This window comes from Bradyrhizobium sp. AZCC 2176 (assembly GCF_036924645.1).
Classification (GTDB): domain Bacteria; phylum Pseudomonadota; class Alphaproteobacteria; order Rhizobiales; family Xanthobacteraceae; genus Bradyrhizobium.
On record NZ_JAZHRX010000001.1, the window covers coordinates 5795920 to 5818491 of the forward strand.

The following is a 22572-nucleotide window of genomic DNA, read 5'->3' on the forward strand; positions in this document are numbered from 1 at the left end:
CCCACCACATTTCTAGACGGCAGCGGTGCGTTGTCATGCAACCGTTAAGGACAATGCATGGCGCTTGAACAGGTGGATGACGACGGCTCTGGGTTTGCGAGGCCGAAGCTCGGCCTCGCATTTGCTGCTCGCCATGCCGAGACGTTGCTCGTGCTCCTTGTGCTGAGCATGGCCTTGGTTATCGGGCTTGCGACCGCCGCGGATTACGGGCTGTCGACCGACGAATTCAATACTGACGATTACGGCCCCAAGGCGCTTGCCTGGTACACGAGCGCCTTTGCGGACCGGTCTCAGTTCGAGACGGTCGAAGAGTATCTGTGGATGTATGGACCGTGGTTTCAGATGCTCGTCGCGGCCGCGCAGCCGCTTGAGCTCGCGAGCCCGATCACGGTCCGGCACGCCATGACCTTCCTGTTCGGCCTCGCTGGGCTCGCCGCCGTCGTACCGATGGCACGGCTCACGGTCGGGCACTGGGCTGGGTTGACGGCGCTCACCCTGTGCCTGCTGACCGGCTACCTGTACGGCAACCTGTTCTTTGCCCCCATCGACGTGCCGTTCCTGTTCGCCATGAGCTGGTCGACGCTCGCGATCGTCCTGATGGTGCGGCAGGAGGTGCCGAGCTGGCGTCTGACCCTTGCGGCCGGCCTTGCCACTGGCCTAGCCATCGCGACACGCACCGGCGGGGTGATCACGCACGCCTACCTCGTCGGTGGCATGAGCCTGTGCGCGCTCGAGGCGGTGCTGCGCCATGGCCGCACGGGCTATGGCCAGTTGCGCCAGATCGCCTTGCATACGCTGCTCGCCATCCTCGTCGCCTGGCTGACGGCGATCGCGCTCTGGCCGTGGTTGCAGACTGGACATCCTCTCACACAATTCCTCGAGGCCTATCGGCACTTTGCTCCGCTCGACACCTCGTTCGAATTCCAGAACTGGGGCCAGCGCACGTTCACCGATAAACTGCCCGCCTGGTACATCCCCGGACAGCTCGTGGCGCGTTTGCCCGAGGGCTTTTTGGCGTTGCTGTTGCTCGGCATGGCGGTCTGGATCTGTGCTGCGGGGGCGTGGATGCGCGCCGCCCTCGGCGCCCTGCGTCGGTCCGGCGTCGTGGGACTGCGACCAGTGGCGGCCGAGCTCGCAGGATCGCGCGCGGTGCTGGTCGTCAGTGTGGCGGCGTTCGGGCCCATCGGGGTGCTCATCCTGCAGGGCTCGACGCTCTATGACGGTGTCCGCCACGTATTGTTCGTGATCCCAATGCTCGCCATCGTGGCCGCGCGCGGGCTGACGAGCCTCTTGCCCTTCTTGCGACGCCTCCCGATTGTGCCCGCGGCCCTCGGGGTCGCGCACACGGCCGCCGTCGTGGTGACGCTCGTCATCCTGCATCCGCTCGAATATATCGCGATGAACAGTCTGGCAGGCGGCGTCGCCGGCGCTTACGGCCGATTCGACCTCGACTATTGGAGCATGGCGGCTCCCGAGGCGCTGCGCCGCCTCGAGGGTCGAATTGACGCCGAAGGCCAGTTCGCGGGCGATCCACCACGCGTGCTGGTCTGCCTGGGCTGGCGCGAGCAACTGGCCGGCGTGATGTTCCGTCGCAACTGGATTGCCGAAACCGATCTGCGTAAGGCCGACTACCTGATCGCCACCGAGCGCTGGCCTTGTGCCGACGGCACGTCGGCCGTACTGGTTGATGAAGTCACGCGATTTGGCCGCCCGTTCGCCCAGATCTACGCCAATCGTCGCGGGCTCGGCGACTGACGCCAAGTCCCGGCGCGACTTGGCACGCGACTTGGCAATGGCATCTACTTCTTCGCCTGCAATTCGATCGGGAGCGCCTCGGGCTTTCGGCCCGATATGACCGGGCGACGTTTTCGCGGCGGGCCTGCCTCAAGCCGGCTCTCCTTGGCGCGATCGATCGCGACGGCGCGCGCCAGACGCGTGATCATATCGAGCTGGAGCCGCAACTTGAGATGCAAGTTGAGCATGATGAGCAGGCTGATCACGACCCAGGTGTAGACGATGAGGTCGGAACCGCGGCCGATTCCCACGAAGGCCGCAAGCGCGGTGGCATGCTCCGGCACCCAAACGAAGTAGAGGCCGGCGAGCGCAGCGCCGCTCGCGAGCAGGCCAATGATCGGCACCGTCCGATGCGCCGACCAGGCGTAGACCAGAACCAACGCCAGAAAGGCCGTCAACAATAGCTGCGCGATCATCGGTAGAGCCTCCGCGCAAACAGATCGATCAGGATGGCCAGTGCATCGGTGATGCGTTGACCCTTGCCCAGCGAATAGGCACTGTACTCGATGTTCACCGGCACCTCGACAAAGCGCAGGCGGCTCTGCGCGATCTGGTGCAGGATCTCGGATGCGTGCGCCATTCGGTTCTGTCGCAAGGAGATCGCGCGGGCGCCGCGCGCGGTCATCGCCCGTAGGCCATTGTGGGTATCGGTGACCGGCAGTCCGGTGCTCGCGCGTGTGAACCAGAGCGCGGCGCTGAGCAGGATGCGGCGCGACACCGGCAGATTTGCCGTCGCGCCGGCGAGAAAGCGGCTGCCGAGCGCGAAATCGATGCCGGGCTGCTCGATCGCCGCGAGCAGCGCCGCGATGGCCACGGGGGAGTGCTGGCCGTCGGCGTCGAACGTGACGAGCGCATCTGCACGCTGCTCGAGGGCGTAGTCGATGCCGGTCTGCAGCGCGGCGCCCTGTCCGAGGTTGACCGGATGCCGGACGACGAGCGCGCCTGCGAGCAACGCAACGTCGCCGGTTCGGTCACTGGAGCCATCATCGACGACCACGACCGCGTAGCCGGCGCGGCGAATGCCGGACACGACTCTGCCGACCACCGGCGCTTCATTGTACGCCGCGACAACGACCCAGGGATTACGAATCCGGCCGGTCATGGTGGCGCCTTGCTCAAGACCACGCGCATCGCGTCGAACAGGTTCACGGGAATAGCGAACCGGTTGCCCGTCGGGCTGGCCGCGATCTTGCGGCCGACCATGCGACCGACCTGGAAGGCGATCAGCGAGAACGGCACGAATTTCCAGGGGTAATCGGAACTCTCGACGCGAAAGCCGACCGAATTGGCCAGAGACGCGATGCTGGCGCGATTGAAGAACCACAGGTGCTGTGGAGGCGTCATCAGGCGCCAGTGCGCGCCGGTCGACCGCGCTGCCAAGGAACCGAAGTCTCCGGTCGTCAGCACAATGATTCCGTCCGGCCGGAGATGGTCCGCGAGCAGCGCGAGGGCTTCCTGCGGGTCGGGCAGATGCTCGATGACGTCGAGGAGGACGATGACATCCAGGGTGCCAAGCGACTCGAGAGTCGCTTCGCTCAGCGGGCCGCAGATGACGTTCAAGCCGAGATCGCCGGCATGGGCCGCGGCCGATTCCGCCGGCTCGATACCGCTCACCTCAAATCCCGCGCGGCGGGCTTCATCGAGAAAGAAGCCGTATGCGCAACCGATCTCGAGCAAGCAGCCCTGTGGCTTGCGGTGCTGGATGAACTCGACCGTGCGGGCGAACTCGCGCCGTAGCACAGGTTCGGCGCCGCGATAGTCGGCGTAGCCGTCGGACTGACGGCCGGAAAAGTAGCCATCGTCATAATATGCGAGGGAATCGAAGCTCGATGCCTCGGTGCGTCCCAGTCCGCAGTCCCGACATTGAAAGATGTCGCAACCGTTCTTGATGTAGAGAAACCGATGTGGCGTCGCCCGACTGCACGCGGGACACTTGAGCGTAAGCGCAGTTCGGTCGTTTCGCATCAGCACATGCGTCCCCAAAGGGCGTTTCTTCCGTGCGAAAAAACGCCTCCGGTGCCGAACTGTTCCGCTTGGCGAACGGCCACGGGGTCGCAGGCAGCTTTGCTGTGTCTGGGCTTCGAATACCCTTACGGCGTCCAGCCGCGACCCGGTCAGAGTCTTATTTCGACCGGCTTGAGACTGCGGGCAAATTTCCGAGGCGCGTCAGCCTCGGCGAAAGGCGCGTGGCATGGGTGAAAGCAAGATCGACGCGTGTTTGGACAACCTGATCAGATCAGCAAACGCTCGCGCGCACTCGGCACATTCGGAAGCCAGACCGACCTAGTGTGCGGCTCGCTGCGTAGATCGCACGCCTGATCCACTACCAACGTGCTGATCAGCGCTGATGACTTGCTACCCATTTGCTACCTGGGAGAGCTTTTAGGCAGCAGCCCAAGCCTAGTCTAGAAGCGCTTGATTTTATGAGGTTTTTGGTGAGCGCGGAGGAAGTCACACTTTCCAGCAAAATCAATAACCTAGCAGTGTCTAATCGTCATAACGGCGCACTGTAAGGCCAAAGGTTTTCAACGGAGTGTCTAAATCTCGGGGAGCCGCTCGCCTTGTCGGTCGGGATTGGACAGGTGATCCGGCGGTACTCCGCCTAACACCGCAGGGGCTCTGGACTAAATCTGGATCGAACCTGGCGCTGGTCCGCTGTGCCGCGTTCCGCAGCCGCGCCGGGCGGATCGGTAGGACCCGGTTCAACCCATGCCAGGGCTTCGACATGGTATGACGCTGAGGCCGCGACGACCACAGTTGAACATGTGCTTGGCTTAGCGGCGTCTCTCGTTATCCGGCATCTCCGGGGCGTGCCGGACGCATGTCCCGCCTGTGGCTCCAAGCGGCTGTCGCCACAACGGGGTTTTCACTCGGGCGCCCCCGACATCGAATGGGAGCGTCCGACGTGCGAAAAGTGTGGGTGGGTCGGTGAACCTGCCCCTATCCTTGGCGATCCCGAAGCCTACGCCTCGGATGATGAAGACTCGCCGCCCCCCGAGGGCGACTGCGTCATACCAAGCGTGCCGCTACGGGAACTTCGCAGGCCGACGCAGAATGATTAGCTGACATCGACGGTTGTAGGCGCCCGGTGGCTGGGTGTCGCTTTCGTAGTGGCCCGTAACACCAATCGGCAAAGCGGCTAGGCCGATCATCGTATGCTGCCCGGTCGCGAATTGACGAAAACCGGACATGGCGCAGGTGTCGCATTTCGGCAGCGATTGACCCAACTGAGACGAAACCCCCGCGCCAACATATCTACTACGCCGGCAGCCGCAGGGTCCCAAAATCGGTTCCCACAATCGTTGTTGCGGTGATACCGCCAGCCTCGACCGCTTTGTGCTAACCTGCCTCCGTCAACGGACCGCCGCGACGGCGTCGAGGGCCCTCCGGATGAAGATTCTCCTAGTTGACGATCATGCCCTGATCCGTGATGCATTGAGCGGCGTCATCAAGGAGTTGGTCGATGACGCGAGCGTATTGGAGGCACCGGATTGCCACCAGGCGATGCGACTGATCCGGGAGCATCCCGATCTTCATCTGATCCTGCTTGATCTCAACCTGCCGGATCGGGACGGCCTCGCGGTTCTCGCTGACCTGCGCATGCGCCACGCGACTATGTCGGTCGTCGTGTTGTCGGCCTTCCACGACCGCGAGAAGATCCTGAAGGCGCTCGATCTCGGCGCGCTCGGCTTTATTCCCAAGTCGGCACCCCGCGAGGTGATGGTGAACGCGCTTCGCCTGGTGTTGTCGGGCGGTGTCTACGTTCCGCCCGAGGCGCTCGCGCGAGCGGAACCGAAGGAGGCAAGGCCAGCAAAACCGTTCTCGCCCGCCGACGCCGGCCTGACGGACCGGCAGCTCGAGGTGCTGGCGCTTCTGATGCGCGGCAAGAGCAACAAGGCGATCTCGCGCGCGCTCGACATGGCCGAACCCACGGTGAAGCACCACGTCACGGCGATCCTCAAGGCCCTCAAGTCCGCGAACCGCACCGAGGCCGTCATAGCGGTGGGGGCGCTGGGCTGGGAGCTGCCACAGGTTCCCGAATAGCCGGCGCGCGGGCGATGGCGTCCGGACCGGCGGCGCCGCCCCCGCCGTCTTTGAGAAGCTGGTTAACGACGGAGCGCAGCGTAATCGGCAGCACTGGCTTGTGCAGAAGGTAGTATCCGCTCGCACGCGCTTCGCGCAGCCGCTCGGGCGTCGTGTCCCCGCTGATGAGGAACGCCGGGATCGACGCGCCGAATGCGCGGCGTATGCGCTCGATCACGTCGAAACCGGTATTCCCGTCGCTCAGGCGATAGTCGGAAATGATGATGTCCGGCGGCCTCTCGGCCTCCGATAGGGCGGCAAGCGCCGTATCCTCGGAGGTCGCGGTCACGACCCTACAACCCCAGCCTCTCAGCACTCCGCGCATGCTGTCGAGCACGAGCGCATCGTCATCGATCACCACCACCGATTTCCCTATCGCCTGATCCGCAGCGGCTTGCGGCGGAGCCTCAGGAAGTTCGCGTGGAGCGGCCAAAGGCGCCGAAATGATGAATCGCGAGCCTCTGCCGGGGCGGGAGGTCACCTCGATCGGACAATCAAGGAGGCGGCACAGGCGGTCGACGATCGCAAGCCCAAGACCGAGTCCGCCTCGGCGGTCCTGGCCGTGCGTCGAAAGCCGATGGAACTCGCTGAAGATATCGCGTTGCTGCTCCTCCGGAATGCCGATCCCGCTGTCCCAGACTTCGATCCGCAGGATGCCGGCGCGGCGGCGGCAACCGACGACGATGCCGCCCGCCGGGGTGTAATGCACGGCGTTGGATACGAGATTGAGGAGGATTCGCTCGAGCAGAATGAAATCGCTGCGGATCCAGGCGCCGCTCGCGACCACGCGCAGTCGCAGGCCCTTTTCACGCGCCGCGGCCGTGAACGTCATTTCAATCCGTTCGAGTAGCTGATCGACCGGAAATTCCGAGATGCTTGGAACAAGCACACCGGCATCGAGGCGGGACATGTCCAGAAGCTCGTTGAACAATTCGTTCATCGCCGCGACGGCAGCATCGATACGCCCGATGACCCAGGTCTTTTCGGCCTGATCCTTCTCGTTGCGCAGCTGCGTAACGAACAAGTTCAGGGCATGAAGTGGCTGCCGGAGATCGTGACTCGCCGCCGCGATGAACCGGGACTTCGCGAGGTTCGCCTCCTCCAGCTGGTGATACAGGCGGCCCAACTCCTCGGACATGCGGTTGACATTGACCGCCAGGGCGCCAAGCTCGTCGCGATTGTCGACCCGCACGCGCCGGGAAAAATCGCCGGCGGCGATCCGGCCAAGCTGGCCTTCGACCTCGGTGACGGGACCGATTAGCGAACCCGATATGGCGTAGCCGAGGATCACCGCCAGCACGATGCTGCCAAGGCCGAACCCCACCACGATCCAGCGGGAGGTGTCATAGGCCTGGTTGCTCGCCTCGATGCCGGCGACCATGTCGGCCTCGGCCTTGTTGACCAGCTGGTTGGTGAGGCGTTCGAGCCGATCGGCGATCGTTGCGGCCTGGGCCACCTGCAACGCGCGCGCTTCCTGGGTGTGGCCGGCACGGATCAATTCGATCATGTGCCGTACGACGCTGGTGAACTGGTTGTACTCCTTCCGGAATCGGTCGAGCAGCTCGATCTCATCCTTGGCCACGAACTGGAGCCGGTCGACGTTGTATCCCAGCTGATTGAGCTGGCGCAGCGTGCTCGCGAGCGTCACATCGTCGGACGACAGCAGGACGGACGAAACAGCATAGAGCTGATTGGTCGTGTCGTGCTGGACCTGGCGGTAGGACTCGATCTTGCGCTGCAGCCTGATGAGCTCGTCGGTGCGGTGATTGACCCCGCTCAGCACGTGCAGCCCCACCGCACCCATTGTGATCAGCAGAGCCCCGATCGCGAGAAATGCGGCCAAAAGCTTGATCTGGACGCGGGCGGGTACGCGTGAGACGAAGCGGATCAGTGCGCTTTGCGGGAGCATTATCGCTCGTTCATGAGGCTCACGAGATCGCGGCGAAACTCTTCGGGATTGAAGCGTACGCCGAGATACTGGACTCGAATCATGCCGTTCTGATCGACGATCGACGTAAGGAAGGAATGCTCGACGTCGCCGTTAACGTCGTTGGCGACGAAGACGCCGTAACGGCGCGCGAGATCGGCGACGACCGCAGCGGGACCGGTGAGGAAGCTCCAGCCGGCAACATCGGCGCCGTATGCCTGCGCGTACAGCTTGAGCATCTCGGGCGTATCGTGCTCCGGATCGACCGTGATCGATGCGAATGCGATCTTGCTCCCGAAGTCATGCCCGAGCCGGTCCTGCACCAGCGCCATCATCGGGGTGAGCATCGGGCACGTGGCCGTGCAGCGGGTGAAGATGAAGGTCACGGCCAGCACTTTGCCCCGCAGGGTGGTGAGGGAAACCTGCGCGCCGTCCTGCGAGGTCAGCGTGAACGTCGGCGCCGGCGCGATTTTTGGTAGCGGCTGAGCCTGGTATACCGCAGGGGCTGCGTCAGGTGACGGCTCCATCGGCCTCGGCGCGGCCGACAGGGCCAGCCCCAGGATCGCGAGCGGGAAAGCAAAGACCGCACGCATTGATCACCCCTTTAGCTCGCGCTTGAGCTCGTTGAAGAACTGCCAATCCGTGCCGTCGCCCAGGATCTTGTTAGGGGTCGCCCGGATGAACCCCGACTCGCGCAGCCGCAGCGAGTAGAAGCGAATGGTATCGTCCGGGTCGAACTCCCGCCAGTTCAAGTACTGGATTTCTTTGAATGACTGGAGCGCATAGTCATAGCGCGGAGTGAATCCGGCATCGACGATCTGGCGCGCGGCGCGCTCCGGCTGGGTGGCGCAAAAGTCAGCCGCCTTGATGATGGCGCGCAGAACGCGCTTGGTTGCGACCGGACACCTGCGCACATAGTCACGGTTTCCCGCCACCATGCAGCAGAAGTAGTGGGACCATGGGCGGTCGATGGCGCTGTTGAAGATCACATGGCCGATGTTGCGCGCGCGCAATTCCTGCGGCTCGGGCGGCAGCCCCAGAAACGCATCGATCTTCCCCTCGGCGAACAGCTCCATCGGCTTGGGAGAGGAACTGGTGACCCAGCGGATGTCCTTGGCCGGCTCGAGTCCGACATAGGAAGCCATGCCGCTCACAAAGGTGTATTGGCTCGAGCCCAAGGCCTGCACGCCGACGGTCTTGCCCTTGAGCTCAGGGATGCTGCGGATGCCTTCCCGCGCAAACAGCTCGAAACAGCCGACGTGCTCACCGGCGAGGATGGTAATCGGCTCGCCCGCGTCGATCGCGATGATGAGGGGCGGGGAGAAGTTCGTGGTGAAATCGATCTCGCCGCGGGCGATTGCCGTGGCCGCCATGGTTCCGGGCTCTGTCGGCACGTAGCGGATATCGGTGAAGCCCTCGGCGCGGAGCAACTCCTCGGCGACATACTGCGGGGCGATGCAGATGCCGGCGATTTTCCCGATTTTGACGGTCGTCGTTTCCAGCCGTCCGTCCTGAGCCTTCGAATACGGCGGGCCGACCAGACAGGCCGTGGCGGTCGCCGCGAGGGCAGCAAGGAAGCGACGCCGATCCTGGAATGTCTGCATGACCTGTCCTCCCCTGATGAAAGCTCTTCAAGCGTCAACGGCAGGTCGGTCAGGCATCCAACTATAAGCTGCCGCGCCATTCTAGTAAACTCAATGGCCGGGCCCGCGTCGGGCGAGCCCGGCGGAACTTGCTTTATCGCGATGCCGTCACGGCCGGCTGCATCACGCTGTTCACGACATACTCGCCGATCTGCAGGCCCATCTCCGTCCCGACGCGAGTCGAAAAGCGGTAGTGGAAGCCGGCCCAAATGCGGGCATTGGCAACCTCTTCCGTGTAGGCCGTCATGGTGGTCCAACGGCGGGTGATACCGGGCGCCGTTGGGCTCGTCATCGCGGTCTCGGGGATGTCCATACTTCCCAGCACCGCCTTGACCACGGCTGCGACGGTGCCGCTCTGGACGCAATGCGAGCACGGGTATTCCGGGTGCATGGGCGTATTTGCTATCGGCTGCCAGGTCGCGTCGCGATCGGTGGCCGGGTTGCCGTCGAGATCACCGTTGCGGATCGCCGTGATCGGGCGCCAGAAATTGTAATGATATTTGGCATCCAGCACGGCGATGATCGCATCATTGAGCCCGATCGCCACCAGCGCCATGAACCGCGCGCTGTCGACGACGCTCATTTCCTTCGCCCTTACAAGTTCGCGCGCGAAGGGGTGATAGGCGACGGGCGGGCCGACCAGCCAGAACCGGGCGATCTCGCTCTGCTGGGGCGTTCGCTTCGTACTGACTAACCCCCCATAGTCCTTGAGCTCGTTGAAGTCGATTGCCCACGCCTCGCTGTCGAGGGGGATCGGTGCTTTCGGACGGAATTGCGATCCGCGGGTTAGGGCAAACGGCTTCATGTCCGGCCACATCGAGGAGATCGTGATCGCCGTCGGCACATAGACGCCCGGCGTGGTCCTCGGCCGGTAGGCATCGGGCCCGTCGGAGCCGTCGTTGGCCCGGGCCGCTACCACCTTCGCGGCGATGGCCTCGCCCAGCCTGGCCCCGGCCGATTTCGCGGGCGCATCGGGTATCGACGCGAGGTACGTCGCGAGCGCCCCCTTCATGTCATCGGCTGTCTTTGCGTCAATGGTCGCCAGGACGGCGGCAGCTGCCGCGGCGGCGGCGGCTTCCTTTGAAGCGGCAGGGTCGGCCGGCAACTGGGCCAGATATGGCCGATAGCGCCGGTCGATTGAGTTGACCGCGTCGAACATCGCGGCGTGCACCATGCCCATCATGCGTTGAGCCATGTAGGGCGAGGTGCCGCCGAGGCTCGCCATAGGCGTGACGACGGCGAGGGCTTTCTGGTCCCAATCGGTGATAACGTTGGCAGACGCCGATGGTGCCGTGCCGATCATGGCGGCGGTAAGCAGCACTTGGCAAAACTTGGTGTGCATGTTGCGCTCCTCCGGTTATCTGACAGCCGCGCGTGCGGATCGCGGTGCAAGCTTGTTGCAGTGGCTGTCCGCGGTAAATGGGACTGACGGATCGCTGATCCGCGTGCAGAAAGAGCGCCGATCAAGTCGCAACTCTTTGGAATCCTGGGCGTTTCGATGATCCGCCGACCGGTCGCCTAGCGGTCCATTGGTGCTAAGACCGAAGTGCCGCGCAGATCTGCTCCGCCCCGGCGTCGCTCACACACACTTCGGCTAAGGTCCCTCAGTTGGGGTGACATTCCTAAGGGTAGCGGTCGATCAGTGGCGAGGCGCCCGCGGTGTCTGCATGCCAAAAGGAATCGCGACCCTTAAGCCAATCCGCTGAGCGCCTACGCGTAGCCCCCGAACCGGGCGCAAGTCCGCGTTTGGCCCATCGCGTCATTCGCTGCCGCGCAACAATACGTCGGCTATCAGGGGCCAAGCGGACTAGACCTATGAGACGATGGACGCCGCCAAATAGCAGTAAGTCCGAGTTTGGTAGTCGGCTTTGTGGAGGGCCTTGCCGAAAATAAGCATGCTTTCCGACAAATTTTTCCCTCCCCGGTGGGTCGGCGCTAACGTCCCTACTGCTGCGGTTAGAACGCCTGCGGCCTTTCACTGGCTAACAATGCCCAATCGCTTCATCACGCGCATCACGGTCATTGCATTCCACAAATCACCGCCGCGTGGCGTCGGAATATTGCGGTTGGTAAGCTCCTGCGCGATTTCCCGGTATGGCAACTCCCACACCGCCTCTAGGATGGGCCTCAGCTTGGCATCACGAGCCGCAGCGGCTTCGGTGTTCATCTTGCCGACATTTGGGTTGCCGAGAACGACGCCCCGCTGCTTGGCCTTGGCAAGCGCATCGCGTGTGCGTTCCGAGATCATGGAACGCTCTTTCTCGGCGAGCGCCGCATAGATGTGCAGCATGAAGGGGTCCACATTCTTGCCGAGCGCCGCGACGATGAACGGGACGCGCTTAGTCATCAGGCCCGAAATGAAGTGAACATCGCGGCTCAGCCGGTCGAGTTTCGAGACAACGATGGGCGCCTTGATCTGTTTGGCCTTGCGCAGCGCTGCGGCGAGGTGTGGGCGTTTGTCCAACGAAACACGCGGCAATAGCGCATGTGCTATGGGTGGCCCACGCGCATTTGATGAGTGCATGGGAGAGCACGCCGCGGCTGGCATTTCTGTCGCCCGAACCGGGATCAGGCAAGACGCGGGCGCTGGAGGTGACGCAGCTATTGGTGCCGAACCCAATTGCCACCATGAACGCAACGTCAGCGTATCTTTTCAGAAGGTGCGGTAATCAGGATAACGACCCGCCGACAATCCTGATTGATGAGATGGACGCCCTGTTCGGTCCAAAGGCAAAAGAGAACGAGGACATCCGCGCTTTCATCAATAGCGGGCACCGACGGGGCGCGACTTTCGGGCGCTGCGTGGTGCGCGGCAAGATCATCGATACAGAGGAGATCGAGAGCTATGCCGCCGTCGCACTCGCAGGCCTCGGTTGGCTGCCCGACACGATCATGAGCCGCAGCGTCGTTATCCGGATGCGGCGGCGGGCACCCGATGAGCAAGTCGAGCCTTTCCGGCACCGGATACACGCGCCGATTGGCGAGGAGTTGTGTGGGAGGTTGGAAGGCTGGGCTGGTGCGGTTGTCGATGCAGCCGAACTAGCGCGCCCCGACATGCCCATCGGCGTCGAGGACCGCAATGCGGATATGTGGGAGCCACTGTTAGCCGTGGCCGATCTGGCTGGTGGCAACTGGCCAAAGCTGGCGCGCGAGGCCGCTATCGCACTCATTGCTGCGGCTCGCGCTCGCGCTCTACCTTAACCTCGGCGTGCGCAAGTCGGACGTGGTGCGGATCGGGCCGCGCAACGTCAAGGCTGGCGTCTTGACCGATTTCCTGCCGCAGAAAACTAGCCACAGTAACGGCAAGCGCATCAACGTGCCCCTGACGGAAGAAACCAAGGCGATCCTAGCGGCGACGCCGATCACCGGCTCCGATAGCTACCTAGTCACCTCGTTCGGCAAGGCGTTCACCGCCAACGGGTTCGGCAACAAGATGCGGGAGTGGTGCGATCAGGCGGGCTTGCCCGAATGCACCAGCCATGGCCTTCGGAAATTATGCCTGACGCGCCTTGCCGACATCGACGGCATGGACGTGCTAGGCCTAGCCGCCATCTCAGGTCACAAGGATTTGCGCGAGTTACAAATCTACATCGACACCGCCGACCGCAAGCGGAAGGCCAAGTGGGCGATTTCCAAGCTTGAGGCAGCTCAAAAGGCGAACACGAAAGTGTCTAACCGGGCAAGCCCGTTAGACAATCCGACGAAAAATTTGAGTGAAATCAAGGCCGAAAGTTAAGAATGGTGAGCGCGGAGGGACTCGAACCCTCGACCCCATGATTAAAAGTCACGTGCTCTACCGCCTGAGCTACGCGCTCACTTGCCGCGCTGTGTAGGGGGCGGGCCCCTGCGGGTCAATAGTGCCGGCGCGACAAAATCGGCACCCGTGCAACTCGAATTTTCTTTGTGCCCGGGGCGCTTAGCAAGGCTTGTTGAAGCGGACGCGGGCCTGTTCATCCACCGTCAGTTCGCCTCGCGGCGAATTTCCGACGCAACCGGCTGGGACTGGCTGCCAACGGTCGGCAGGCTGACCGGACGCAGCCCGATCAGTTCCGCCGTCCGCACCGCGCTGTTACGCCAGAAGGCAAAGGAATTGGCGCGGGAGTTTTCCAATAGCGCGATCGAGACTGCGGCCAGGAACGGCAGGCTCTGCAGCACCAGCACGCCGGCGAAGATATAGATCTCGCGCACCTGCTTGTAGCCGTTCGTCACGACCAGCACGGTGGCGCCAACCAGCAGCAGCACGCCGAGCACGGCCTCCCAGAACGCCTGGAACTCGATCGACATCACGGACAGCCCGCCCTTGGAGGTGCGGGCGAACGGCAGATGCTCGGTGATCAGGCCTTGGGCGACCGCGCGCGATACCGTCCACTGCACGCTCATCGCCGCGATCATGGCCCCCAGCATCTGGCCGGCTTTGACATGCACGCGCAGGCGGTACAGCGCCACGAAATGGATCAGCGAGACGACGAAGGAGGCGATGATCGGCAGCGTCAGGATCTTGTCGGGAATGGCGATGTCGGCAAACGCCACGATCGGCACCCAGATCAGATTGAGGATCGCCACCAGCACGCCGAGGCTTTCGGCCCCTAGCCAGTTCAGCCAGCCGAGCGAGAATTCGCGGCGCTGATCCGGCGTCAGCCGGCTCGCGCCGGGCAGGAAGCGACGCCAGTGCTTCTTGACGATCTGGAAGCCGCCATAGGCCCAGCGGTGGCGCTGCTTCTTGAAGGCTTCATAGGTGTCGGGCAGCAGGCCGTGGCCGTAGCGGTGGTTGGTGTAATGCGTGAGCCAGCCATGCTCGATGATGGCGAGGCCCAGGTCGGTGTCCTCGCAGATGGTGTCGCCGGCCCAGCCGCCAGCCATGTCCATCGCCGCGCGGCGGATCAGGCACATCGTGCCGTGCACGATGATGGCGTTGTGTTCGTTGCGCTGGACCATGCCGATATCGAAGAATCCGGCATACTCGCCGTTCATGATGTAGTGCATCAGCGAACGGTCGCCGTCGCGATGTTCCTGCGGCGCCTGCACGAGGCCGACGCGCGGATCGGCGAACACCGGCACCAGGTCCTTCAGCCAATCGGGCTGCACGACGTAGTCGGCGTCGATGATGCCGATGATCTCGGCATCCGCCGCGGTGCGGTCCATGGCGATGCGCAAGGCGCCGGCCTTGAAGCCCTTGACCTTCTCGGCATTGATGAACTTGAAGCGCTCACCGAGCGTGCGGCAGTGATCCTGGATGGGCTGCCAGAACTCCGGATCGGGCGTGTTGTTGATGATGACGACGCATTCGAAGTTCGGATAGTCGAGGCGCGAGACCGCATCAAGCGTCTGCTTGAGCATCTCGACCGGCTCGAAATAGGCGGGAATGTGGATCGAGACTTTCGGAAACGCGACGGCGTCGCCGATCGTGGCGGGCGGCATCGCCTCCGCACTCTTGGCGATCAGCCGGCGCGGGCCGCGGCCGAACGCGATCGCGGCGATTTCGTCGATGCGCGCCATCGCAATCAGGATCAGCGGAACCAGAAGAATCAGGCCCAGCGTCAGCGCAAAGGCCGAGCCGAGCACGAAATAGTGTCCGGCCCAGTAGGCGAACACGGTGGAAACCCAGGCGCCGACGCCGTTGGCCGCGGCTGAAAGCACCAGCGCCTGCATGATGGTCGGCTGCTCGAGCCGCAGGATCGGCAGCGACATCAGGATTCCGACCAGGAGCGCGATCGCCGCCAGCTTCCAGTAGTTCTCGTTCACGATCGGGCCGGTCCAGGCGAATTTCGGTTCGCGGGAGGCGTCGAGAATGCCCCAATAGGGTCCGACGCCGCCTTCGAAGAATTTCCAGGGCTGATCGATCGCCTCGACGATGTTGTAGTCCATGCCGATGGCTTCGGCGCGGGTGACGAAATTGCGCAGCACTGAGGCCTGCTCGAACGGCCCGGGTTCAGCATTCCTCAAATTGTATCCGGCGCTCGGCCAGCCGAACTCGGCGATCACGATCCGCTTGCCGGGAAACTGGTCGCGCAGCAATTGGAACATCGCGACCGCCTGATCGACGGCCTGCTTGTCGGTGAAGTTTTCCCAATAGGGCAGCACGTGCGCGGCGATGAAATCGACGGAGGATGCCAGTTCCGGATAGTCGCGCCAGATGTTCCAGATCTCGCCGGTCGTCACGGGGACGTTGACCGACTTCTTCACCTGCTTGATCAGTTCGATCAGGTCGTCGACCTTCTGCTCGCCGCGGAAAATCGTTTCGTTGCCGACCACGATGCCGTTGACGTTGCTGTTGCGCTTGGCAAGATTGATCGCCGCCTCGATCTCGCGCTTGTTGCGATCGGAATTCTTGTCGATCCAGGCGCCGACGGTGACCTTCAGGCCGAACTCGGCGGCGATCGGCGGCACCAGTTCGACGCCGCCGGTCGACGAGTAGAGACGAATCGCGCGTGTGACCGTCGACAGCTTCTTCAGGTCGGCGCGAATCTTTTCGATCTGCGGAATATTATCGACGTCCGGATGCGCCGTCCCTTCGAACGGTGCATAGGAGACGCTTGGCAGAATGCCCCTGAAATCGGGTGCCGGCTGCTTTTCCTGAAACAGGCCCCACAGCCCGGCGTGAGCTGCGGTCACAAACAGCAGAACGGCGACGACGGCACGCATCGGGAGCTAAACCATACGGGGCTGCAATTTAAGGAAAGCGAACCCGTCCCCTGGGTTCGACCGACACGGCGGCGTCATAAGGATAGTCCTGCCCTGCGAATTCACAACTGGTATGACGCCATGACTTTTTTAAGGGCGCGGCCGAGAAACGCCGGGAAAATAGGATCGTTCCGCTGAACGTATCCTGAATGGCGGTTGTCTATTTCAAATCCGCCTATTTCGCCGGCGGGGCAGGCGGGGCGCTGGGGGCCGGCGAGGGTGAGGCGGCCGGGGCCGGCGGCGCGTTGCCGGCGGTCGCAGGCGCCGCCGGCGCCGGGCTGGCCGCCGCGGCCTGGGGCTGGGCGCCCGGATTGATCCAGCAGACGTGGATGCGGCTGTCGAGGGTTTCGGCGACTTTGGGATCGATCTGTCCGCCAAAGCGGGTCAGGCAGCGGAAGGTGGCCTGGACATGACCGCCGGGGCAGCCGAACCGGTCATAGAGATCGAGGTGCCGGAATGCGGTGTCGAGGTCGTCCCGCCACATCAGGCGAACCACCCGGCGGCCGAGCCAGACGCATTCGGGGTTTCCGGCCGGGCCGTTGATGGCCTGGGCCGCCTCGACGAATTCGTCGGCCTTGCGCTGGTTGTCCTTGTTGGCGTCGGCGGTATTGGCGGCCGACTTGCCTTGCTGATCCTGGGGGGCCGGGCTGCCGCTCTGGGCAAACGCTCCGGCCGATCCGATCAGGAGGGCCAGGCCGGCAGCGGCGAAGCGTCTCAAAACCGCAACTCTTGGATCAAGCACCCGTCGACGCATACATTCCCCGATTAGTTTCCTGCCGCGCGAGCGGCCGGTGTTGTGGTCTGGCTTGTTGCCGCCCAAATTGGTCCCCAATGCGGCAGACATACTGGGCGATTCACATGACGGGTATTTCAGATTTTGTCCAGCAAAGTCACAACTTTATCGGGGCGGTGGCAAAACTGCCGCAGGGGCGGCGGCGGAATAGGGCGATCGTGCATCTTGGCAGAACGCCGATGAACGGGTAATCGACGGTCCCCGCCCGGAGGATGGAACCGATTTCTCTTCGTACGCCGCTGGCGCTTCTCCTTTCATCGCTAGGTATGATCGCGGCCCTTTGGTGGTGGCTGGCCACGCCGATTACGCTTGTGCGCGCGCCGATCGACCCCAGCGCAAAGCTGCAATGCGTTTCCTACGCCCCGTTCCGCGGCGCGCAGACGCCGCTGATTCCGACTACGCAAATCCTGCCTGAACAGATCGCGCAGGATCTGGCGCAGCTCGCCAAGATCACCGATTGCGTGCGGACCTATTCGATCGAGAACGGGCTCGATCAGGTTCCGGCACTGGCCGCGAAGGTCGGGCTGAAGGTGATCCAGGGGATCTGGCTATCGAGCAACCGGATCAAGAACCTCGCCCAGATTTCGGTAGCGATCGAGCTGACCAAGGAGCACCCCGATGTCATCACCGCGCTGGTGGTCGGCAACGAGGTGCTGTTGCGCGGCGAGATGACGACATCGGATCTCGCGGCCCATATCCGCTCGGTGAAGTCGCGGGTCACCGTGCCGGTCACCTATGCCGATGTCTGGGAATTCTGGCTGCGCAACCGTGAGGTCTACGACGCCGTCGACTTCGTCACGATTCACATCCTGCCTTACTGGGAAGACATGCCGGTGCGCGCGAAACACGCCGCCGGCCATGTCGACGATATCCGCAAGCGGATGGCGGTGGCGTTTCCGAACAAGGAAATCCTGATTGGCGAAACCGGCTGGCCGAGCGCGGGCAGGATGCGCGAAGGCGCGCTGCCGTCGCGCACCAACCAGGCGCGCGTGGTGTCCGAAATCCTCGACCTTGCCAAGCGCGAAAAGTTTCGGGTCAATTTGATCGAGGCCTATGACCAGCCGTGGAAGCGCCAGCTCGAGGGCACGGTCGGCGGCTATTGGGGCATGATCAATGACGCGCAGCGGGCGGTGAAATATCCGCCCGGCGAGCCGATCAGCAATTATCCGTTCTGGAAACTGCAGATGGGATGCGGGATGGCACTCAGCGCCTTCGTGTTCCTGGCGGGCTGGCTGACGCTGCGGCGGCGGCCGTGGAAGCCGCGGCTGGCCTCGTGGATCGCGGTCGGGACATCGGCGACCACCGCCGGCATGCTGCTCGGGGTCGCCGCCGACAAGATGTTCTACGAGAGCTACGGGCTAGGGGGCTGGCTGCAATGGGGCGCGCTGCTGGCGGCCGCGATTGCGTCACCGATGCTGTGCGCGAACGCTGCGATGTCGGGGCGGCCGCTGCCGACATTCCTCGAACTGCTCGGACCGCGCGAGGTCCGGACCAAATCGGTGCTGACGGCGCTGTTGGGTTTCGTGCTTGTCGTCACCACGGTGATCGCGGCGGAAACCGCGCTCGGCTTTACGTTCGATCCGCGCTACCGCGATTTTCCGTTCGCCTCATTGACCATGGCGGTGGTGCCGTTCGCGGCCCTGATGCTGCTCAACCGGCCGAAAGAGGGCGTGCGCCCGATCGCCGAATCCACCTTTGCCGGTTTGCTGGTCGCCGCCGCGCTCTTCACCGGCTTCAACGAGGGCAACCAGAACTGGCAGTCGATGTGGACCTGCGCGATCTATCTCTTGCTGGCGCTCACGCTGTGGCGGGCGCGGGCCGAGCAAATCCCAAAATGAGCAGGCCGATCGCAAGTCCCGACAGCACGATATTGTAGAGCACGATTCCAAATCCCGCCGCGATCAGCCCGCCGGTCAACAGCACGATCGACGGCCGCATGACGTGAAGCGTCGCGATCACCAGCGCTGTGATGCCGAATACCGAATTCTTGAACAGATAGGTGGCGAGCGTCCGCGACTTGCACAGCATGGTTTGCAGGCCGGCGTCGCAGGCCAGCGCAACGGGCGACAATTCGACTGCGAGATAGCGCAGGTAAAGCGCGTAGCCGACGGTGACGAAGCCGACCACGAGCAGGAATTGAACTTGATAGGGCGTGAGCCGGAACGGGGATTTTTTCATGGGCGCAATATGGTCGGGATTGGCTGCCGGGACAAGCGTTCGCCTGTGCCGAGAATGCAAGTCAGAATTTCGCCATAACGCCCTATAAGACCCTCATCCTGAGGAGCCCGCAGAGCGGGCGTCTCGAAGGATGTAGGCCACAGACCGGGCCTCATGGTTCGAGACGCGCTTCGCGTTCCTCACCATGAGGGGCAAGGATAGTCAAAAGATTATTGCGAATTTTTCCGGCTGAAGAAGGACGACAGCGTCGTCTGCGTTGGCGCAGGCGGCGCCTCCGGCTTCTTCGCCACCTCCTCGACGACCACCGCCGCCGCCCGCTTGGCGATGCCGCGCCGGCGCAGCGGCGGTTTGGCTGCGGTGGGCGGCGGATCATCCGACTTCAGCGACAGCCGTTGGCCGTCGAAGATCGTGGTCTCGCAAGGCCGCTTGTTTTCGGTCAAGATGGCGCAGATCCTGGCGGCGGCGCCGGCGTCGTTCAAGGGACCCGCCACCAGGCGAAGCTGCATGCCGAGCCCACCGGTCGCCTCCTTGATGACGATGATCGGACGCAACCCCGTCAGGGGGGCGTTCGATCTCGATTTCAACAGCCCGAGCCACAACGCGCGCAGGCCGTTCACCGAATTGGCGGTGCCAAGATCGACCCCGAATTCGGTTCGCCGCAGCGAGACTTTTGGCGCCGTGTCATCGTCGGCTTCCGCATCGGCGGCCGATGGTGCCGCCGCCGCGACGTCGGGGATCGGGCTTGCGATCACAGGGTTTGGCGCCTTGCCCGGCGCGATCAGCTTGCCAGCGGCGGGATCGGGCGGGGCCATCATCGATTGCGCAGCCATCAGCGGCGTGGCGGGCGAGGGCTTTGCCGGCTCCGGCTTGACCGTGTCCGCTTTTGCGGTGTCGGCCTTTGCCAAGTCCGCGTTTGCCAAGTCCGCTTTTGTCAAGTCCGCTTTTGCCAGCTCTACCTTTGGCAAATCCGCCTTCGCCGTTTCCGGCTTGGCGCTCTCCGCTTTGGCCGCGTCGGTCTTCGCGGCATCCTTGGCGGCGGAGTACACCGCAGCCGGGGCGGGCTCCGCGGTGGCGGCAGTGGATTTATCGGCAGCGGGCAGCGTGGCCGGGCTAGTCGCTACCGGCGCGACGGCCGGCGACGGCGGCGGGTTTGCGGCGGCCTGCGGTTCCGGATTTGCAACAGGTGGTGAAGCCGAAGCGGAAGCCTGCCGGGCGATGGCCCCGGTAACAGAGTCGAGCCCCTGTTCCAGGCTGGTGACGCGGGAATACAGCCGGTCGCGATCACTATTGAGCGTATCGATGGCGGCGGAAAGCCGCCGCGCCTCGTTCTGGGTTTCCCGCGCAACCACCTGGATCTGCTGCGCCTGCCGGGTCAGATCGGTGGCGGCGACCTGTTCCCGCTTCAACCCGAGCGACGACTGGTTGGCCATCACGGCTAGAACCACCGCAGCCGTGGCGCCGACGCCCCAGGATCCGATCCGCCACAGCCCGCGGCGGTCGAGTTCGTCCTCCTCGGCCAACAGGTTGCTCAGCACGCCACCGGTGTCATCCGCCTCGAAGTCTGCGAGATGGTCTGGTTTCTTGGCCAAGCGCCCCTGGCCCTCCTCAAGGCCCGCCGAATCACAGGCCAAACATTAACAGGAAAAGCGACGCCCACTTGAATCCGGACGTTTTCGGGGCGGCGAATCGGTTTGATCTCCGGGGGAAAACAATTAAAGACGGCCCGGCGCCATCCGCTTTGTCCGTAAAAGGAACAGAATGACCGCTCGATCCAGCCTGACTGTCGTGCTTGCGGCCGGCGAGGGCACGCGCATGCGATCCTCGCTACCGAAGGTGCTGCACCCCGTCGCCGGCCAGGCGCTGCTGGCGCATGTGCTGGATGCGGCCCCGCACGGAACGGGCGCCGCGCTCGCGGTCGTGATCGGGCCGGACCACAAGGCGGTCGCCGACGAGGTTGCGCGCATCCGCCCCGAGGCGGCAACGTTCATTCAGGCCGAGCGCCTCGGCACCGCGCATGCCGTGCTCGCCGCCCGCGCGGCGATCGCGCGCGGCGCCGACGATTTGCTGGTGGCGTTCGGCGACACGCCGCTGATTTCGGCAAACACCTTTGCGCGGCTGCGCGCGCCGCTGGAGCAGGGCGCGGCGCTGGCCGTGCTCGGCTTCCGCGCCGCGGATCCGACCGGCTATGGCCGCCTGCTGCTCGAGGACGGCCACCTGATGGCGATCCGCGAACATGCCGATGCAACTGAAGAAGAGCGCAAGGTGACGCTGTGCAATGCCGGCGTGATGGCGTTCGACGGCCACAGAGCGCTGGAAATTCTCGACCGGATCGGCAATGCCAACAGCAAGGGCGAGTATTATCTGGTCGATGCCGTTACCATTGTCAGGGAAATGGGATTGGAGGCCGTCGTGATCGAAACCAGCGAGGACGAAGTGCGCGGCATCAACAACAAGGCGCAGCTCGCCGAAGCCGAAGCGGTGATGCAGGCGCGGCTGCGCCAGGCCGCCCTCGATGCCGGCGTGACGCTGATCGCGCCGGAGACGATCTATCTCGCCGCCGACACCATTTTCGGCAGCGACGTCACCATCGAGCCGTTCGTGGTGATCGGCCCCGGCGTCACCATCGCCGACGGCGCGGTGATCCATTCGTTCTCGCACATCGTGCAGGCCTCGATCGGCAAGAAGGCGTCCATCGGTCCCTATGCGCGCCTGCGCCCCGGCACCTCGCTCGGCGACGGCGTTCGGATTGGCAATTTCGTCGAGACAAAAGCCGCGACGATCGAAGCCGGCGCCAAGGTCAACCATCTCTCCTATGTCGGCGACGCCCATGTCGGCGCCAACGCCAATCTCGGCGCCGGCACCATCACCTGCAACTACGACGGCTTCTTCAAGCACAAGACCACGATCGGCACCGGCGCCTTCGTCGGTACCAACTCCTCACTGGTGGCGCCGGTCAAGATCGGCAACGGCGCCTATATCGGTTCGGGCTCGGTGATCACCAAGGACGTGCCCGACGACGCGATGGCCGTGGAGCGCAGCCCGCAGAGCAACCGCGAGGGCGGGGCGGCAAGGTACCGCGAGATGAAGATGCGGGCCAAGGCTGAGAAAGAGGGTTAGGCACAGGGGTTGTTAAGCTTTCCGCCTAAGACTGTCTCAATCCGCAATACGGTTTTCGGTCGAAAATGCCGTGAATAGCCCGGCACATTGCGGACGCTCGCGAAACCCCTCCGCGACGCCATCGCAGCACGATTTAGCAATTTGGCTACCAATTGGTGCCAGCATTCCGCCATTGCGGATAGGTCGCGATCGGCGACTGCGAAATCCGAAAGGCTCTAACCCGACCAGCCCGGTTGGCGGTCTCTTTCCTTTGGAGAGGCCCACTATGTTCAAAGGCTTTGTAATGGCAGCCGTGATGCTGCTTGGTGCGTCGCAGCTAGATCAGTATCTCACCCATGGTCGGTATACTGATGCCG

At 63.7% G+C, this 22572-nt stretch carries 19 protein-coding genes and 1 tRNA gene; 7 read left to right on the plus strand and 13 right to left on the minus strand.

Annotation, left to right across the window (positions count from 1 at the left end; genetic code table 11):
- Positions 1 to 57 precede the first annotated feature (57 nt).
- A complete protein-coding gene (locus tag V1288_RS27280; protein ID WP_334359971.1) occupies positions 58 to 1755 on the plus strand; it encodes a hypothetical protein in 1698 nt (565 codons plus the stop codon).
- A gap of 44 nt (positions 1756 to 1799) precedes the next feature.
- On the opposite strand, the gene V1288_RS27285 is transcribed toward V1288_RS27280, so the two are convergent.
- The 3 genes from V1288_RS27285 to V1288_RS27295 are packed head-to-tail and all read right to left on the minus strand — an operon-like array spanning position 1800 to position 3759.
- Positions 1800 to 2210 (minus strand): DUF2304 domain-containing protein, encoded by a 411-nt coding sequence (locus V1288_RS27285; protein ID WP_334359972.1) that lies wholly within the window; start codon positions 2208 to 2210, stop codon positions 1800 to 1802.
- Positions 2207 to 2896, minus strand: coding sequence for a glycosyltransferase family 2 protein (locus tag V1288_RS27290; protein ID WP_334359973.1), 690 nt, complete (start codon positions 2894 to 2896; stop codon positions 2207 to 2209). The genes V1288_RS27285 and V1288_RS27290 overlap by 4 nt, the downstream gene beginning before the upstream one ends.
- Entirely contained in the window at positions 2893 to 3759 is an 867-nt protein-coding gene (locus V1288_RS27295; RefSeq protein ID WP_334361415.1) for a class I SAM-dependent methyltransferase, read from the minus strand. Before V1288_RS27295 ends, V1288_RS27290 begins: the two co-directional genes overlap by 4 nt.
- Positions 3760 to 3863: 104 nt before the next feature.
- Between V1288_RS27295 and V1288_RS34145 the strand changes: the two genes are divergently transcribed.
- Positions 3864 to 4025, plus strand: a complete 162-nt coding sequence (locus V1288_RS34145; protein WP_442893992.1) for an AlpA family phage regulatory protein — start codon at positions 3864 to 3866, stop codon at positions 4023 to 4025.
- 1159 nt (positions 4026 to 5184) lie between these two features.
- On the plus strand, positions 5185 to 5838 hold the full coding sequence (locus V1288_RS27300) for a response regulator transcription factor (RefSeq protein WP_334359974.1): 654 nt from the start codon (positions 5185 to 5187) through the stop codon (positions 5836 to 5838).
- Here the strand turns inward: V1288_RS27300 and V1288_RS27305 are convergent.
- From V1288_RS27305 to V1288_RS27325, 5 genes are all read right to left on the minus strand, one after another.
- Positions 5789 to 7786 (minus strand): ATP-binding response regulator, encoded by a 1998-nt coding sequence (locus tag V1288_RS27305; RefSeq protein ID WP_334359975.1) that lies wholly within the window; start codon positions 7784 to 7786, stop codon positions 5789 to 5791. The genes V1288_RS27300 and V1288_RS27305 overlap by 50 nt on opposite strands.
- Entirely contained in the window at positions 7786 to 8397 is a 612-nt protein-coding gene (locus V1288_RS27310) for an SCO family protein (protein WP_334359976.1), read from the minus strand. The genes V1288_RS27305 and V1288_RS27310 overlap by 1 nt, the downstream gene beginning before the upstream one ends.
- Before the next feature lie 3 nt (positions 8398 to 8400).
- Positions 8401 to 9408: an ABC transporter substrate-binding protein gene (locus tag V1288_RS27315; protein ID WP_334359977.1), complete on the minus strand. Its 1008-nt coding sequence runs from the start codon at positions 9406 to 9408 to the stop codon at positions 8401 to 8403.
- 133 nt (positions 9409 to 9541) lie between these two features.
- Positions 9542 to 10789 (minus strand): vanadium-dependent haloperoxidase, encoded by a 1248-nt coding sequence (locus V1288_RS27320; RefSeq protein WP_334359978.1) that lies wholly within the window; start codon positions 10787 to 10789, stop codon positions 9542 to 9544.
- Between the two features lie 633 nt (positions 10790 to 11422).
- Entirely contained in the window at positions 11423 to 11926 is a 504-nt protein-coding gene (locus V1288_RS27325) for a recombinase family protein (RefSeq protein ID WP_334359979.1), read from the minus strand.
- A gap of 35 nt (positions 11927 to 11961) precedes the next feature.
- Between V1288_RS27325 and V1288_RS27330 the strand changes: the two genes are divergently transcribed.
- Together V1288_RS27330 and V1288_RS27335 are read left to right on the plus strand one after the other, a co-directional pair.
- Entirely contained in the window at positions 11962 to 12648 is a 687-nt protein-coding gene (locus V1288_RS27330) for a DUF3631 domain-containing protein (protein ID WP_334359980.1), read from the plus strand.
- On the plus strand, positions 12617 to 13183 hold the full coding sequence (locus V1288_RS27335) for a tyrosine-type recombinase/integrase (RefSeq protein WP_334359981.1): 567 nt from the start codon (positions 12617 to 12619) through the stop codon (positions 13181 to 13183). The genes V1288_RS27330 and V1288_RS27335 overlap by 32 nt, the downstream gene beginning before the upstream one ends.
- Positions 13184 to 13186: 3 nt before the next feature.
- On the opposite strand, the gene V1288_RS27340 is transcribed toward V1288_RS27335, so the two are convergent.
- The 3 genes from V1288_RS27340 to V1288_RS27350 all read right to left on the minus strand — a co-directional run bounded on the left by V1288_RS27340 (position 13187) and on the right by V1288_RS27350 (position 16882).
- Positions 13187 to 13262, minus strand: a tRNA-Lys gene (locus V1288_RS27340).
- 145 nt (positions 13263 to 13407) lie between these two features.
- Positions 13408 to 16089 (minus strand): glycosyltransferase, encoded by a 2682-nt coding sequence (locus tag V1288_RS27345; RefSeq protein WP_334359982.1) that lies wholly within the window; start codon positions 16087 to 16089, stop codon positions 13408 to 13410.
- Between the two features lie 214 nt (positions 16090 to 16303).
- Positions 16304 to 16882, minus strand: coding sequence for a beta-1-3, beta-1-6-glucan biosynthesis protein (locus V1288_RS27350; protein ID WP_334359983.1), 579 nt, complete (start codon positions 16880 to 16882; stop codon positions 16304 to 16306).
- A 251-nt stretch (positions 16883 to 17133) separates the two neighbouring features.
- Between V1288_RS27350 and V1288_RS27355 the strand changes: the two genes are divergently transcribed.
- Positions 17134 to 18759: a glycoside hydrolase family 17 protein gene (locus V1288_RS27355; RefSeq protein WP_442893859.1), complete on the plus strand. Its 1626-nt coding sequence runs from the start codon at positions 17134 to 17136 to the stop codon at positions 18757 to 18759.
- Here V1288_RS27355 and V1288_RS27360 read toward each other — a convergent pair.
- Entirely contained in the window at positions 18719 to 19099 is a 381-nt protein-coding gene (locus V1288_RS27360; protein WP_334359985.1) for a hypothetical protein, read from the minus strand. The genes V1288_RS27355 and V1288_RS27360 overlap by 41 nt on opposite strands.
- A gap of 209 nt (positions 19100 to 19308) precedes the next feature.
- Positions 19309 to 20688, minus strand: a complete 1380-nt coding sequence (locus V1288_RS27365; RefSeq protein WP_334359986.1) for a pentapeptide repeat-containing protein — start codon at positions 20686 to 20688, stop codon at positions 19309 to 19311.
- Positions 20689 to 20857: 169 nt separating this feature from the next.
- Between V1288_RS27365 and glmU the strand changes: the two genes are divergently transcribed.
- On the plus strand, positions 20858 to 22216 hold the full coding sequence (glmU, locus tag V1288_RS27370) for a bifunctional UDP-N-acetylglucosamine diphosphorylase/glucosamine-1-phosphate N-acetyltransferase GlmU (protein ID WP_334359987.1): 1359 nt from the start codon (positions 20858 to 20860) through the stop codon (positions 22214 to 22216).
- Positions 22217 to 22572: the final 356 nt, after the last annotated feature.

What these genes read in the sequence shown, in the direction of transcription:
- V1288_RS27315 (WP_334359977.1), bottom strand. Translation starts at nt 9,408, where the DNA reads ATGCAGACATTCCAGGATCGGCGTCGCTTCCTTGCTGCCCTCGCGGCG.
- V1288_RS27310 (WP_334359976.1), bottom strand. Translation starts at nt 8,397, where the DNA reads ATGCGTGCGGTCTTTGCTTTCCCGCTCGCGATCCTGGGGCTGGCCCTG.
- V1288_RS27320 (WP_334359978.1), bottom strand. Translation starts at nt 10,789, where the DNA reads ATGCACACCAAGTTTTGCCAAGTGCTGCTTACCGCCGCCATGATCGGC.
- V1288_RS27300 (WP_334359974.1), top strand. Translation starts at nt 5,185, where the DNA reads ATGAAGATTCTCCTAGTTGACGATCATGCCCTGATCCGTGATGCATTG.
- V1288_RS27295 (WP_334361415.1), bottom strand. Translation starts at nt 3,759, where the DNA reads ATGCGAAACGACCGAACTGCGCTTACGCTCAAGTGTCCCGCGTGCAGT.
- V1288_RS27360 (WP_334359985.1), bottom strand. Translation starts at nt 19,099, where the DNA reads ATGAAAAAATCCCCGTTCCGGCTCACGCCCTATCAAGTTCAATTCCTG.
- V1288_RS27285 (WP_334359972.1), bottom strand. Translation starts at nt 2,210, where the DNA reads ATGATCGCGCAGCTATTGTTGACGGCCTTTCTGGCGTTGGTTCTGGTC.
- V1288_RS27305 (WP_334359975.1), bottom strand. Translation starts at nt 7,786, where the DNA reads ATGCTCCCGCAAAGCGCACTGATCCGCTTCGTCTCACGCGTACCCGCC.
- V1288_RS27330 (WP_334359980.1), top strand. Translation starts at nt 11,962, where the DNA reads ATGAGTGCATGGGAGAGCACGCCGCGGCTGGCATTTCTGTCGCCCGAA.
- V1288_RS27290 (WP_334359973.1), bottom strand. Translation starts at nt 2,896, where the DNA reads ATGACCGGCCGGATTCGTAATCCCTGGGTCGTTGTCGCGGCGTACAAT.
- V1288_RS27355 (WP_442893859.1), top strand. Translation starts at nt 17,134, where the DNA reads ATGGAACCGATTTCTCTTCGTACGCCGCTGGCGCTTCTCCTTTCATCG.
- glmU (WP_334359987.1), top strand. Translation starts at nt 20,858, where the DNA reads ATGACCGCTCGATCCAGCCTGACTGTCGTGCTTGCGGCCGGCGAGGGC.
- V1288_RS27345 (WP_334359982.1), bottom strand. Translation starts at nt 16,089, where the DNA reads ATGCGTGCCGTCGTCGCCGTTCTGCTGTTTGTGACCGCAGCTCACGCC.
- V1288_RS27350 (WP_334359983.1), bottom strand. Translation starts at nt 16,882, where the DNA reads ATGCGTCGACGGGTGCTTGATCCAAGAGTTGCGGTTTTGAGACGCTTC.
- V1288_RS27280 (WP_334359971.1), top strand. Translation starts at nt 58, where the DNA reads ATGGCGCTTGAACAGGTGGATGACGACGGCTCTGGGTTTGCGAGGCCG.